The sequence below is a fragment of the Kribbella sp. NPDC031520 genome (assembly GCF_055580825.1).
Genome location: NZ_JBVIKS010000007.1, coordinates 228,754 through 242,083 on the forward strand (window position 1 = coordinate 228,754; position 13,330 = coordinate 242,083).

Here is a 13,330-nt window from a genome sequence, read left to right on the forward strand (position 1 = left end):
AGACAAAGGGGGTTAGCTGTGACTCGTGACCAGGCTGATATACGAGACGCACTCGATCACTGTGGACAACGAGAACGGGATCGCGACCGGATGGTTGCCGGGTGAGCTGTCGCCGGAAGGTCTGCACCTGGCGAAGGAGCTGGGGGAGCGCCGCAAGGACGTCGACGTGGTGTTCAGCTCCGACCTGTTGCGCGCTGTCCAGACCGTGGAGGTGGCCGGCTTCGTAGTGCCGCACCTGCAGGACTGGCGGCTGCGAGAGTGCAACTACGGCGAGCTCAACGGAGCGCCGGTGGACGCGCTCGCCCCCAGGGTCGAGCGCGTCCGGAACCCGTTCCCGGGCGGTCAGTCGTACGCCGATGTCGTCGAGCTGACTCGTTCGTTCCTTGCTGATGTGAAGCAGTGGTACGACGCAGCAACCGTGCTCGTGGTTGCCCACTCCGCCAACAGGTGGGCGCTGGAGCACCTGCTGGGGAGTGGGCGACCGATGGAGGAGCTGATCGAGGCGCCGTTCGACTGGCAGCCCGGCTGGACCTACGCGTTGTAGACGGTGTTGCTGCCGTAGAGCTTCTGGGTGAAGGCGGACATGTACGCCGACGTGTCGGACTCGGTGAGGTTGTACGTGAGGAAGACGCCGTACCCCTCGTTCACCGTCCGCTGCGCGAGGCTGGCTGCGGTGGACGAGCTCGTGTCGGTGTACGAGACGGCGGCCGGGGAGAGGCGGGACTTCTCGCTCGGTGCGCTGGGGACCGACCAGGTGCCGTAGTACGGGTTCCAGCCGTAGTCGAAGGTCTCGACGATGCTCTGGCCGTTGTAGGTGAGGCGGTCGGCCGCCGGGCCGATGTCGTAGAGCGTGATGAGCTTGTTCGGCAGCTTCGCGCGGAGCGCCTGGACGAGGTACACGAACGAGAAGTCGTTCGGCTGGCCGGTGCCGTTGTTGCCGTACTCCGCGTACTCGTCGTCGAAGTCGATGCCGTCCAGGCCGTACTGGTTGACCGCATCGGCGAGCTGCTGCGCGAACGCGTCGGCGGACGCCTGGTCCGGGAAGTTCGCGAAGCCGGCGCCCTGGTGGTTGCCGAGGATCGACAGCAGCACCTTGATGCCCTTCGCCTGCAGCGGGCGGACCTGGGTGGCGACGTTGTTCAGTACGTTCGTCACCTGGTCGTTGAAGTACAGGTAGGCGTTCGAGCCGTCGTAGTTGATGTTCGCCGCGAAGATCACCGCGACGTCGATCACCTGCGCGCCCGTCTTCGCCAGCGTGTACTTGCCGGCGCTCAGCATGCTGTGGTCGTTGACCTCGATGTACGCGACGGTGATCGGGCCGCTCGTCGCGCGCGGCCGGCGCTTGTCCGCGGCCTCGGCCGGCAAGGCGGCACCGGTTGCGGCGGCCGCGGTTCCGGCGGCCAGGGCTGACAACAGGGTCCTTCGCTTCATGAGCTGATCGACTCCTCGTCACAGGTGGGCGGGTCGCTATAACGGTTAAGTACCTGCGACCGCGTGGCGATCCAGCTCCGGCGGTCAGAGCAGATAAACCGGTATAGCGACACCGATCATCGACTGGCGAAAACCCGGGTGTCAAGGGTTCACCGCGGCGGGCCAGGCCCGCGCGGCGACAGCAGGAAGGTTACGCGCCGCGGCGACCGATGAACGAAGATGGACGCTGCGACCGGCCATCGACGGGAGTGACATGCGAGTGATCGGACTGATGTCCGGGACGTCGTACGACGCGATCGACGCCGCTGCCGCGGACCTGCGGCTGGACGGCGACCAGCTCGTACTGACACCGCTGGGGATGCTCAGCCAGCCGTACCCGGACGACCTCCGGGCCGCGATCGCGGCCGCGTTGCCGCCGGCCCCGACCTCGATGGAGCAGGTGTGCAAGCTCGACACCGGGATCGGGCAGGCGTTCGCGGCGGTTGCGCGGCAGGCCGTCGAGCAGCTCTGCGGCGGGTACGCGGACCTGATCGTCTCGCACGGGCAGACGATGTTCCACTGGGTCGACGGCGACGCGGTCCGCGGGACGTTGCAGCTCGGACAGCCCGCGTGGATCGCGGAGGCGACCGGCGTACCGGTGGTGTCGGACCTGCGCGCGCGGGACGTCGCCGCGAGCGGGCAGGGTGCGCCGCTGGTCAGCATCATCGACGTACTGTGGCTGCGCGGGCGTCCTGGCGTACCCGTGGCGCTGAACCTCGGCGGGATCGCGAACATCACCGTCGTCCACGGCGAGCCGGTCGCGTTCGACACCGGACCGGCGAACGCGCTGATCGACGCCGTCGTGCTGGAGCTGACCGGGCGGCCGTTCGACGCGGACGGGGTGATGGCGGCGCGCGGGCAGGTCCATCTCGAGCTGCTCGACCGGTTGCTGGCCGAGCCGTACTACGAACGACCGGCGCCGAAGTCGACGGGCAAGGAGCTCTTCAACCTCGCGTACGTCGCCCGCGCTCTGGAAGGGCTGCCGGTGATCCCGGCCGAGGATCTGGTCGCGACGGTGACGACGCTGACGGCGCGGACCGTGGCCGACGCGGTCCGGCGGTACGGCGGGACCGAGGTGGTCGCCTCCGGTGGCGGGATCCGGAACCCGGCGCTGATGCACCTGCTCGCGGACGAGCTGGAGGTACCGGTCCGGACCACGGACGAGCTGGGCATGCCGTCGGCGGCGAAGGAGGCGTACGCGTTCGCGGTACTCGGGTTCCTGACCGTACACGGCCTGGGCGGGACGGTGCCGAGCTGCACCGGCGCGGCGCACTCCAGCGTCCTCGGCTCGGTCACGCCCGGGCTCAGCGGGCTACCGACGATTTCCGGCGAGGCACGACCTCCCGCGCGCCTTCTGGTCGAATGACCGCACACTAGGACTGTGACGAGGTTGTTCGTGGTGACCGGTGCGCCCGGATCGGGGAAGTCGACGGTTGTGCCGGAGCTGGTCCGGCTCAACCCGGGCAACCTGGTCGTGATGGACATGGACGAGTTGCTGGACGACAACGGGCGGCTGCTCGGGCTCTCCATCGCGAGTCCGACGGCGGCGCCGATCTGGCCGGCGTACAACGCGCTGTGGCTGCGGATCACCGAGCTGATCCGGCGCTCCGGCATCCCCGTGCTGCTGCTCACGCCGGGGCTGCCCTCCGAGCTGCCGGAAGGTCGCTGGCTGCATCTGGACTGTCCGGACGCGATCCGCCGGAAGCGGCTGGCCGTGCGTGGCTGGACTTCGGAGCAGATCGACGAGGCGGTGGCCGACGCGGCGGAGTTGCGCAAGTACGTGCCGCGCTCGGTGCGGTCGGACGTGAACCCGGAGCGATGCGCGAAGGGAATCCTGGACTGGATCCGGGGCGAACGCTTCGGCAAGACCCTCAGCCTGTGGGGCCGGCTCCGGAGTTGACCTTCGAGTTGGTGCAGGGATGAGGGTCGAGCGCATGACGATCAGTGAGTTCGCTCGACTGGTGGGGCTGGCGCCGAGCGCGCTGCGGTTCTACGACGACTGCGGCCTGCTCCCACCCGCGGAGGTCGACACCACCAACGGCTACCGCTACTACGACCCGTCGCAGGCCGACCGAGCCCGCCTCCTCCGCGACCTCCGCGAGCTCGACCTCCCCCTCCCCGACGTCCGCCTCGCCCTGGACGCGCCGCCCGCCGAGATCGCCGAACTCGTACGCGCCCACCTCCGCACCCTCGAAGCGAAATCCACCGCAACCCGCGAAGCCGCCACCCGCCTCCTCACCCAACTCCTCTCCCAGCAAACAACAGCGGTCCTCGGCGGCCCCGAACTGGCCAGCGCCATCCGCCAAGTAACCCCCGCCGCAGCACAGGCCGCTGACGTGAGGACAGACGACGCTGCCGCGGGCGCAGACGCCGAACCAGCTACCGCCGGCGCCGCAGGTTCGTCCGGTGCTGCGGGTGCGTCCGGCGCTGTGGGTGGGCCCGCCCCAGCTGCTGCCGGATCTGCGGGTGCGGCTGGCGCTGGAGGTGGTGCCGGACCTGCGGGTGCGGCCGGCGCTGAGGGTGGTGCCCGTGCTGTGCCGGCGACGGACTCGGCCCCGGGTGGCCGATCCGCCCCGACGGCGGGAGCGCTTGCCGACGCGACCTCCCGCGACTCGTCCACCTCCCGCGGGGCCTCCGCGGCGGGTGGAGGTGAGGACTTGGGGCGGGTGTTGAGTTGTGTGCTGATCGAACTGTCGCCGGACGAAGTCGTGTTCGTGGCGACCGATCGGTATCGGTTGGCGGTGCGGAGTGTCCGGCCGGTGGAGTTCGGGGGGACGTCGGGACGGGTGCTGGTGCCGGCCGCGGAGCTTGCCGCCGTCAGCCGGTGGGTTGCGGCGGGAGACGTCGTACGGGTCGAGGTGGACGGCGGGCTGCGGCTCGTTCGGGGGGACGAATCGCGCGAGCTGGCGACGGTTGATGCGGAGTATCCGGCGTACCAGCAGATCCTCGAGGGATTGGCGCCGCCGGCCTGCCGGGTGGTGGTGGATCGGCTCCAGTTGCTGACAGCGCTGGAAGGGCGCGAGGTTGTTGCCTTCGACATCGACGCGGAGGAGCTGCGGATCGGCGACGAGGTGCGGCTCGACGTGATCGGTACCGGGGCCGTGCGGATCGGGTTCACCGCGAGTCTGTTGGCGGCGGCGTTGGCGGCGAGCGTCGGACCCGACGTACTGCTGGAGATCTGCGAGCCGTCGCGACCGGTCGTCGTACGGTCGGCCGATCAGGGAACCTTCACCACGCTGGTGATGCCCGTCCGGCTGGACGGGTGAACCGCGCGTACTACGGCTGGCTCGCAGGCTCCACCCTCTCGGTACTCGGCGACAACGCACTGTTCTTCGCGCTCGGATGGGCCGCGACGGGCATCGGCCCGCGGGTCGCGGCGCTCGTGCTGACCGGGTTCACGCTGCCGCGCGCCGTCCTCCTCGTGCTCGGCGGCGTACTCGGCGACCGCCTCGGTCCGCGCCGCCTTCTCCTCACCTGCACCGCGATCGTCGGCACCTGCTGTTTCCTGCTGGCGCCGGCGGTCGGGATCCACGGCGTATCGGCCGGCGTCCTCCTGGCCACCTCGATCACGGTCGGCACCGTGGACGCGTTCGCCTTGCCGGCCGCCGGCGTACTGCCCCGGCTCTTCGTACCGGACGACCAGTTGCCCAGGGCAATGGCCCTGCGGACGTCGGCCACGCAGGTGATCACCCTCGCCGGCGGTCCGCTCAGCGGCCTGCTCGTCGCGACGGTCGGCCTCGTCGGAGCGCTCACGCTCGACGGCCTTACGTTCGCCGTCCAGTTCCTCGTACTGCTCCTGCTCAGACCGCCGTACGACGTACCGCCGCAGGCCGATCGTCCGCCCGTCGTCCGCGCCGCGCTGGACGGTTTACGCGTGGCGGTGGCGAATCCGGTACTGCGAACGATCCTGAGCGTGGTCGCACTGGTCGCGGCCTTCGTCCTGCCGGTGACGTCGTTGTGCGTGCCGTTGCTTGCCCGTTCGCACGGCTGGACAGCGGGTCAGGCGGGGCTTGTTGTGGCAGGCAACGTTTGTGGCGGACTGCTCGTAACGGTCCTCGTCGCACGCCTCGGCACATTCGACCGCGCCGGGTCGGCGGGTGGCCTCGGCTGCCTGCTCGCCGCTGCGGGGATCGTGGGCCTCAGCCTCGCGCCGTCCATCCCGGCCGCGGTCGGCGCCACCCTCACACAAGGCCTCGGCGTCGGCCTCTTCACGTCACACCTAGCACCGGTCTTCGTCCGCAGCACGCCGAAATCCCACCTGACCCGCCTGCAATCCCTGCTGTCCTTGGCCCAAACCATCCCCCTGATCGCCTCGACGAACCTCCTGGCAACCGTCGACGTACGCCACGCCCTCGCACTGGCGGCCGGCGCAACCGCGCTCGCCGGACTCGCACTCCTCCACCTCGAACCAGCCGCCGCCAATCACCTGGCCGGATGACGGCCTTTGCGGAAGAAAATCTGCAGATAACGACGAAAAGTTTCCACAAATCGGGGTGCGGCTACTTGGCGAAGTCGATCTCGAAGGTCGGGTAGTCCGGCTGCTGATGGCGCGGCCCGCCCCGCAAATGCGTCCCGTAGTTCTGCACCGCCGCGTACCCGACCAACTCACCCCCGTCCTCATGCCCGAACGCCACCCACCGCGGATCCACCACCAGCTCCGCGAAGAACCCCCGAGACTCCACCTCCCCGAACCGAGTCCCAAACCCTTCCACCAACGGCCACAACCGCCCCCAGTCACCCAACGTCAGCTCACGAACACCCATCTCCACACCCTCCCAGGCCCGGCGGCTCACAAGACCCGGATTCTGGTGGAGTAAGACGGCTTGTCTTACACTGATGGTATGGCAGACACGATCACGATTCGAACCGACGCGGAGACCGAGCATGCGCTGTCGGTGCTGACTCACGACGGCAGTTCGCGGTCGGCTGTGATCCGGCAGGCGGTGCTCGAGGCGGCAGTGCGTCGCGAGCGGGCCGCCGAGATGCGGCGAGCGGTGCTGCGGATGCCGATCGGCGAGCCGGACGGCGTCGATGTCGGCGCGGAGCTCGCCCGGGAACGGGACGGCGACCGCTGATGATCTATCTGGACTCGGCCGCGATCGTGAAGCTGGTCCACGCCGAGGCCGAGTCGGCCGCGCTGCGCGACTGGCTGGACGAGCGGGCCGAGACGGCGTGGGTGAGCTCGGTGCTCGCGGAGATCGAGTCATTCCGGGCGCTCGCGCGGCACGCACCGGAGGCGGTCTCGCGGCTGCCGCGCGTCCTGGATCTGATCGACCTTCGCCACCTGGATGCCGGCAGCCGGATCCTTGCCCAGACCGTACGCCCGGCGACAGTCCGGAGCCTGGATGCGATCCACCTGGCGACAGCGCTCCGAGTTCAGCCGCTCACCTCGTTCGTCACCTACGACAAGCGCCTCGCCGACGCCGCCCGCGTTGCCGGTTTGGTTGTGGATACCCCGGCCTGAGTTATTGACAGCATGTTGTCGTAGTGACAGCATGTTGTCTATGAAGACAGTTTATGTGGCGGTGTACGAGACGTTGGCGGACTGGGAGATCGGGCATCTTCTGGTGGAGTTGCGGACTGGGCGGTTCACCGGGGTGCCTTGGACTGTGGTGACGGTGGGGGAGACGGCTGAGCCGGTCGTGACGATGGGTGGGTTGCGGATCGTTCCTGATGTGGTGATCGGGGATGTGGTGCCGGCTGCAGGGGATCTGCTGGTGCTTGCTGGGTCGGGGCAGTGGGATGCGGGCGGTGGGGACGCGTTCGCGAAGCTGGCGGGGCGGTTCCTGGAGGAGGGCGTACCGGTGGCGGCGATCTGCGGGGCTACGGTTGGGCTGGCTCGGGCCGGGTTGCTGGACGAGCGGGCGCACACGAGCGCGGCGAAGGAGTACCTGCAGGCCACCGGATACCAGGGTTCGGATCGGTACGTCGACGCGCGCGCGGTTGTCGGCGGGGATCTGATCACGGCGGGGCCGGACTCGCCGGTGCAGTTCGCGCGGGCGGTGCTGGAGCGGCTCGAGCTCGCGGACGAGCAGAAGCTGGACGCGTACGAGGGCGTGTTCCACCGCGCCGACCCGGCCGCCTACGCGACGCTGGTGGGATGACGGGCAAGGACGAGACGGCGGTTCCGCCGCGGGACGAGTGGCCGAAGCCTGGCCCGCAGTCGGAAGGTGGTGCGGCGTTGACCGATGTCGTACTCGCCACCTTCCGGCTGAACGCGCGGCTGATGGAGGCCGCGCAGAGCCTGGCCGCGAACGGCGGGCTGACCGCGGCCTGGTGGCAGGTGCTCGGTGGCGTACTGCGTGAGCCGCACTCGGTTGCCGATGTCGGCCGGATCATGGGCGTGAGCCGGCAGGGGGTGCAGCGGATCGCGGACCTGCTGGTGGAGCGCGGGCTGGCGGAGTACCGGCCGAACCCGGCGCATCGGCGGGCGAAGTTGCTCGCATGTACGGAGGCGGGGCACTACGCGATTCGGCAGATCGCGGTCGCGCAGCATCCGTGGACGTCGGAGCTGGCGGAGACCGTCGACATCGACGATCTCCGTACGACGCTCCGCACGATGCAGGCGCTGATCACCAAGCTGGAAGAAGCTTGACGGCGAGACTGCTCCCGTAGGTGTGGCGCGTGGTGAAGGTCAGGCGGGTGCCAGTTGTAGTTCGCTGCACTTGCACGCCAGGCGTCGCGGTCGCAGGCTTCAGGTACTGCGCCGGGAGGTTGATCGTGACGGTGTCGCGCTGCGTCGTCGGATCGGACACGGCAACCTGCACGCTTGCAGCCTCACGACGGATGAGCAGCGATGCCGGACCGTCGACGGTCAGCCCGGGGAGGTGGTGCCGGCCTGGTGTGAAGGTGTTGGCGGCGGTGAGGCGGAGGCTGTTGTGCTGGATCGCCTGCATTTTAACGGTGTTCGACAGTACGGCGAGATTCCCGTGCTGGTAGGCACCGAGGCCCGTCTCTGTTGCGTTGGGCACCAATGCGTAGGCGAGGGAGTGCTTCGGGCCTGGTGGTTGGGTGTGGGTGATCGCGAAGACCTGTTTGGTGACTGCGGTGTCCGGGTTGGACGTACGCACCACTCGACGGCTTCGGGTGACAGTCTGAACATCCACCGAAACAGCCGCCGGCTGTAGGAAGTAGTAGCCCATCGCAACTGTTCCGTCGGTGTAGCGCAACCACCGCGGGTCGGTGCGCGTGACGTCCACCGCAGCACCGGCGGCGGCGATCCGGGTGTCGAGGGTCGTGGTCACTGGACGGGTGTCGTCGCCGACGCCTGCTGCCAGTACGACGATTTCGTTGTCCATGAGGAACCACGACTTGGTCGCACTGGCGTTCTTGTACGTGACGAAGTCGGACGGCAGCTCCGCGCGGGAGGCGTACGCGAAATCGTCCGACTGGATCCAGCCGACGGCACCGTAGGCGTCGAGGGTCGCGCCGCCGGAATACGTATTCGTGCCAAGCGGAAAGTAGACGTACGTGTTCTGCGATTCCGACGACGCGGTGAAGCCGAGCGCGGCGTTGTCGTAGTACGCCGTTCCGTACAGCTCCGGCACCGACTTGCGGGTCTCGACCGGCGCCGTCACCCCGGCGAGAGCGTACGGCGAGACCGTGGTGAAGTAGTCGATGCCGTACGCCTGCGTCTGGTCCTGTCCGGACAGGTACAGGTAATGCGCCCCGTCGCCCTGGAACCACGGCAGCAGGTTCTCCCCGCTCATGTACTCGTACTTGCTGATCCGCGAAGAGTTCCGCGCCAGCGCGAACGCGTACCCCGGCCGCCGGTGCACCGTCCGGTCCATCGCGTTGAAGGCCGTACTGAGCTCCGCCGGGTTGAGATCGGCCGGCACGATCGACGCGTCCGCCTTGAGGTCGGCGAACCGGCCGATGCTGACCGGCGACACGAAGCTGTTCACGTTGATCGTCGGCCGCGACGTGAACTTCGCGAACGCCTTCAACCGCAGGGCGTCAGCGCCGGCGGCGTAATCGGCGAGGTCCACGACCGCCTCGACGATCACCGCGACGTCGTCGTACCCGGTCCCGGTCCGCGACACCGCGCGGCCCTTGACGATCTCCATCATCCAGCCCTCGAAGATCAGCGGCGCGAACCCGTGCTCGACCCAGCCCTGGACGACCCCGACCAGGTCGTCGCCCTGCGCGTACTCCGTCCCCGCGAGCACCTTGATCGTCTGTACGACGCGACTCAGCAGGCCTTTCCCGTACGAGCCCGTGTACGCGACCGACGCGTGCTGGATGAACGAACCGTCCGTGTAGTACCCGTCCGTCACACCGTGCTGCAGGTTGTACGGGTCGACCGTCGCGAATACCGTGAACTGGTCCTGCAGCGCCTTGCGGATCCGCGCGTCGTCGTTCAGCAGCGCGCCCTGCAGTACCCGGTTCGCGGTGATGTCGACGAGGTTCGCACCGGTGTGGAACCGCGAGTCGAGGTCGACGTCGCCGTCCTTCCCGTTTCGCAGGTACGCGTCCATCGACGTGACGTACGTCGTGACCAGGTCGGCTGGTGCGTCGATCAGCGCGAGCGTCTTCGACACGAACGTGGAGATGCCGATCTCCCAGGTGAACCAGTTGCCGTAGTACCCCTTCGACTGGTCGCCGTAGTAGTTGGCGTGCAGCCAGGTCAGCCCGTTCACGATCCGGTCGCGGACGGCCGGGGTCTGCAGGTCGGACGCCGGCCGTGGGCGGCGGTACGCGAGCGCGATCTCGTACAGGTGCTGGTACGACGAGCTGAGGTTCGGGTCGCTCGTACCGAGCGGGAGGCCGGCGAACAGCTCGCCGGTGCCGGCGCGGTCCAGGGCGGACAGCCAGGTACGGGCGGTGCTGTCGATCGCGGTGACCTTCGCGGCGACTTCGGGTCGGGCGTTGGATTCCGGCGTACCGGCGTAGATCGCGATCGCATTCGCCAGCAGTACGCCGGGGTCGGCAGCGATCGCGGTGGCGCGCGCCGTCGAGGCGGGTCGTACGGCGGTCAGCAGCGCGGCGGCGGGGACGACGGACAGCAGGCGGCGACGGGTGAGGTCCACTGGTACTCCCGGGCGGATGGGAAAACCTAACCTCGGAAGTCAACCAGTCGGAACTATTCTTCAGCAACCGCTTGCCGCTGACTTCTCAACCAGCTGCCGAGCTGTCATCGTTGCCCCGTGACCACACACACCCCGCCGTCCGGCCCCGCTACGACGTCCGCGCCGGACACCCGTCTCGCCTCGGCGCTGCGGTTCGGAACCGAGTTGATCGCCTGGGTCGGTGCGCCCTGGGCTCTCTGGTCGCACGGCGCCTGGCTAGCAATTGCGTCGGTTGTCGTGCTGATCGGTCTGCCGACGGTCTTCCAGACGCCGGGTGACAAGCCGCGCGTTGTCGTACCGGTGCCTGGAGTCGTCACCGTTCTGCTTGTTCTGATGCAGCTGGTCGCCGCCGTGGTGGCCGCGTGGTTCGCATGGCCGACCGTTGTCGCCGCGGTCGTCAGCGTCCTCGCGGCCGCCTGTGTAGTCACCGAGCAGCCGCGCTGGCGCTGGCTGCTCGGCCGTGGTCGTCAGACGCCGCCGGCGCCGACCAGCTGAGGATCGACCGACAGCACCTGGACCGGCTTGCCGGACGCCTTGGTCGGGATCACCAGTGCGACCTGGTGCAGGTAGTCCTGGTGCAGGCTCTGCGTGTACTTGACCATGCTGCTGAACGCGGTCGCCTCGCCGCTGGTCCAGTACGCGTTCGAGCCTGGCTCGACGCGCTGCAGGTACTGCTCGGTCAGCGACAGGAACACCAGCGCGTCGCCCTTCGAGGTGATGAACGCGAGCGGCGTGCCGGATGGCAGGAACGCGTCGGTGACGCTCGCGATGTACGGCTCGGCGGTGTCGGCCGTCTTCGCCTTCGCGCGCAGGTCGAGCAGGTTGCTGAGGCTCGCCGACTTCGCGAAGCTGCTCGCCTGCGGGGCCTTCGCGCCGCCAGTCAGGTACGCCGCGAGGTCGCGGGCGACCGCGGCCGGCTGGGAGCGGAGGTTGTTCAGGTCCGTGCTGTCCGGGGTACGCAGGCCGTCGAGGGACGGTACGCCGGCGGACTTCGCCGGGTAGACCGAGTGGGTGAGGAGCCACGGGCTGCCCGCGTCCTCCCGCTGCCAGACACCGAGCTGACGGCTGCCCGGCGCGTTCGAGACGCCGGAGCTGACCACGAAACGCATCGGGTACGACGTGAACTGCGGTGCGCCGATCTCCGGGTCGGTGTAGCTGAACGGCTTCGACACCTCCTTGCCGGCCGCGTCGAGCTTCCGCCCGATCTCGAAACCGGCCAGGGTCTGCGCGAGCGTCGGGTTGCCCTCGATGGTGGCCGACAGCTTGCCGTCGCGGGTGCGGTTCGCCTGGTTGTTCAGCTGGTTGTACCGCTGGACGACGGCCTGCGCGTCCGCCAGCGTCACCGCGGGCCTGCTGTCCGGCGCGGTCAGGCTGTTCTTCGGCGGCATCAGCCCACAGCTCGTTGCCGTCAGCAACATAGCCCCGGACGCCAGCAGCGCCGCGGTCCGCCGTACCGCCTCATCACTCTTCACAAACTCCGGCGACTCGTTCAGCGGCACAGTCTCGGTCGCCCCGTCCGCCGTCCGCCCTTCGTCAGCCGCCCCGGTCGCGTCGGTCGTCCGGGTCCCGTCGGTCGTCCGGGTCGCGGCGGACGCGACGTCCGCGGACGTCGGCACGGCGGACGTCGCTTGCTCGTACGGCGGTTCGTCGTACGACGGCCGGCCGTTCCCGTTGTGCCGGGCGCCGGCGCCGATCAGCACCGGCGCCTTGGCGCGCGCAACCGCGGCAGCCGACATGAACATCGGCGCCGCCGGCACCGCAACCGGCGCAGTCCGCACCGCACCCGTCCGCACCAGCGCCGGATGCGCCGACACCACAGGAGCAGGCACGCCCTCGCCCGCCGGAGCGGTCGTCTCCGCCGCAGCAGACGCCGCCAACGGAGCGCTCGTCTCCGCAACGGACGCCGCCAACGGAGCGGTTGTCTCCCGAACGGTCGCCGCCACCGGCGCGAGCTCGGGATCTGCCGGAGCCGACTCGAGCGGCGCTTCCTCTTCTTGCTTCTCCTCTGAGAGAGGAGCGAAGGGGCTCACCCGGTCGGGGTGGAAGGGGGAGACTCGGTACGCCGGGGTGTTCTCGGCCGGCTTGGCGGGCGTTGAGACGAGGGCCGGGACGCGGGTGAGCTTGACGACCGGGATCTCGATGGTGTCGGTGACCTCGGCATTCCCGGCGGCCGGGCGACGGCGGCAGAGCAACCACAGGCCGACGCCGAAGAGCAGAACGCCGGCTCCGAGCACCAGCAGGCAGATGCCGAAGAGCCGGTGGACCTGGATGCCGAAGGTGACGTCGGCGCCGACCGCCGGCGAACCGTCCGCGTTCATCACGACGACGTCGTACCGCCCGTCCTGGACCGGCCAGCTGACCGACTGCGCACCCGCGGCGGACTGCGCGACCCACCAGTCCAGCTCGCCGGGCGGCGTCAACTTGTTGGTACGGCCACGCATCTCCCGCGTGCCGAACGTGGCCGGCAGGTCGACGCGAACCACCTGCGTGTGCGCGGCCCCCGAGAGGTAGTCGCGGACGTCGAGGTCCTGCCCGACGCCGATGAACAGCGGCTTGTCGCCGGTCGCGGACACGTGCAGCGTCGGGCCGTGCCGGTCCAGCAGCGACGGCGCGCTGACGACCGCGAGGCCCGTACTGGCGAGCTGACGGCTGGGGGTGGTGATCGTGTTGTCCGGGCCGACCAGCCAGAAGGCTGCGACCGCTCCGGCGGCGGCGGCCGCCAGGCCTGACAGTGCCAGCAGCAGACCCAGGGTGATGCGGGCGAAACGCATGAAGAGGCTCCCGTTGTACGA

14 protein-coding genes are annotated in these 13,330 nt (G+C 69.2%); 10 read left to right on the forward strand and 4 right to left on the reverse strand.

Annotated elements, in window-relative coordinates:
* Nucleotides 1–25 precede the first annotated feature (25 nt).
* On the forward strand, nt 26–544 hold the full coding sequence (locus ACZ5BU_RS33670) for a histidine phosphatase family protein (protein WP_465704526.1): 519 nt from the start codon (nt 26–28) through the stop codon (nt 542–544).
* On the opposite strand, the gene ACZ5BU_RS33675 is transcribed toward ACZ5BU_RS33670, so the two are convergent.
* The gene (locus ACZ5BU_RS33675; RefSeq protein ID WP_465704528.1) at nt 532–1,431 is read right to left on the reverse strand and encodes an endo-beta-N-acetylglucosaminidase H; all 900 of its coding nucleotides are present in this window, start codon (nt 1,429–1,431) and stop codon (nt 532–534) included. The genes ACZ5BU_RS33670 and ACZ5BU_RS33675 overlap by 13 nt on opposite strands.
* Before the next feature lie 253 nt (nt 1,432–1,684).
* Here ACZ5BU_RS33675 and ACZ5BU_RS33680 point away from each other — a divergent pair, with 253 nt between their 5' ends.
* The 4 genes from ACZ5BU_RS33680 to ACZ5BU_RS33695 are packed head-to-tail and all read left to right on the forward strand — an operon-like array spanning nt 1,685 to nt 5,908.
* The gene (locus ACZ5BU_RS33680) at nt 1,685–2,836 is read left to right on the forward strand and encodes an anhydro-N-acetylmuramic acid kinase (protein WP_465704530.1); all 1,152 of its coding nucleotides are present in this window, start codon (nt 1,685–1,687) and stop codon (nt 2,834–2,836) included.
* 15 nt (nt 2,837–2,851) lie between these two features.
* Nucleotides 2,852–3,370 (forward strand): AAA family ATPase, encoded by a 519-nt coding sequence (locus ACZ5BU_RS33685; protein WP_465704532.1) that lies wholly within the window; start codon nt 2,852–2,854, stop codon nt 3,368–3,370.
* Between the two features lie 34 nt (nt 3,371–3,404).
* Complete coding sequence (locus tag ACZ5BU_RS33690) at nt 3,405–4,736, forward strand: DNA polymerase III subunit beta family protein (protein WP_465704534.1); 1,332 nt, start codon at nt 3,405–3,407, stop codon at nt 4,734–4,736.
* The gene (locus tag ACZ5BU_RS33695; RefSeq protein WP_465704536.1) at nt 4,733–5,908 is read left to right on the forward strand and encodes an MFS transporter; all 1,176 of its coding nucleotides are present in this window, start codon (nt 4,733–4,735) and stop codon (nt 5,906–5,908) included. Before ACZ5BU_RS33690 ends, ACZ5BU_RS33695 begins: the two co-directional genes overlap by 4 nt.
* Before the next feature lie 61 nt (nt 5,909–5,969).
* Here the strand turns inward: ACZ5BU_RS33695 and ACZ5BU_RS33700 are convergent, their stop codons facing one another.
* On the reverse strand, nt 5,970–6,233 hold the full coding sequence (locus tag ACZ5BU_RS33700; protein WP_465704538.1) for a hypothetical protein: 264 nt from the start codon (nt 6,231–6,233) through the stop codon (nt 5,970–5,972).
* A 78-nt stretch (nt 6,234–6,311) separates the two neighbouring features.
* Here ACZ5BU_RS33700 and ACZ5BU_RS33705 point away from each other — a divergent pair, with 78 nt between their 5' ends.
* From ACZ5BU_RS33705 to ACZ5BU_RS33720, 4 genes are read left to right on the forward strand one after another with little or no spacing between them, the layout of a single operon-like run.
* The gene (locus tag ACZ5BU_RS33705; protein WP_465704540.1) at nt 6,312–6,545 is read left to right on the forward strand and encodes a hypothetical protein; all 234 of its coding nucleotides are present in this window, start codon (nt 6,312–6,314) and stop codon (nt 6,543–6,545) included.
* On the forward strand, nt 6,545–6,934 hold the full coding sequence (locus tag ACZ5BU_RS33710) for a type II toxin-antitoxin system VapC family toxin (RefSeq protein ID WP_465704542.1): 390 nt from the start codon (nt 6,545–6,547) through the stop codon (nt 6,932–6,934). Before ACZ5BU_RS33705 ends, ACZ5BU_RS33710 begins: the two co-directional genes overlap by 1 nt.
* A 40-nt stretch (nt 6,935–6,974) precedes the next feature.
* Nucleotides 6,975–7,574 carry a DJ-1/PfpI family protein gene (locus tag ACZ5BU_RS33715; RefSeq protein ID WP_465704544.1) on the forward strand — a complete coding sequence of 200 codons (600 nt, stop codon included), beginning with the start codon at nt 6,975–6,977 and terminating at the stop codon, nt 7,572–7,574.
* Complete coding sequence (locus ACZ5BU_RS33720) at nt 7,571–8,065, forward strand: MarR family winged helix-turn-helix transcriptional regulator (RefSeq protein WP_465704546.1); 495 nt, start codon at nt 7,571–7,573, stop codon at nt 8,063–8,065. Before ACZ5BU_RS33715 ends, ACZ5BU_RS33720 begins: the two co-directional genes overlap by 4 nt.
* On the opposite strand, the gene ACZ5BU_RS33725 is transcribed toward ACZ5BU_RS33720, so the two are convergent.
* Nucleotides 8,043–10,499 (reverse strand): polysaccharide lyase family 8 super-sandwich domain-containing protein, encoded by a 2,457-nt coding sequence (locus ACZ5BU_RS33725; protein WP_465704548.1) that lies wholly within the window; start codon nt 10,497–10,499, stop codon nt 8,043–8,045. The two genes, ACZ5BU_RS33720 and ACZ5BU_RS33725, sit on opposite strands and share 23 nt — an antisense overlap.
* A gap of 117 nt (nt 10,500–10,616) precedes the next feature.
* Between ACZ5BU_RS33725 and ACZ5BU_RS33730 the strand changes: the two genes are divergently transcribed.
* Nucleotides 10,617–11,033, forward strand: a complete 417-nt coding sequence (locus tag ACZ5BU_RS33730; RefSeq protein ID WP_465704550.1) for a hypothetical protein — start codon at nt 10,617–10,619, stop codon at nt 11,031–11,033.
* On the opposite strand, the gene ACZ5BU_RS33735 is transcribed toward ACZ5BU_RS33730, so the two are convergent.
* Nucleotides 11,006–13,309 carry a DUF8094 domain-containing protein gene (locus ACZ5BU_RS33735; protein WP_465704551.1) on the reverse strand — a complete coding sequence of 768 codons (2,304 nt, stop codon included), beginning with the start codon at nt 13,307–13,309 and terminating at the stop codon, nt 11,006–11,008. The genes ACZ5BU_RS33730 and ACZ5BU_RS33735 overlap by 28 nt on opposite strands.
* Nucleotides 13,310–13,330: the final 21 nt, after the last annotated feature.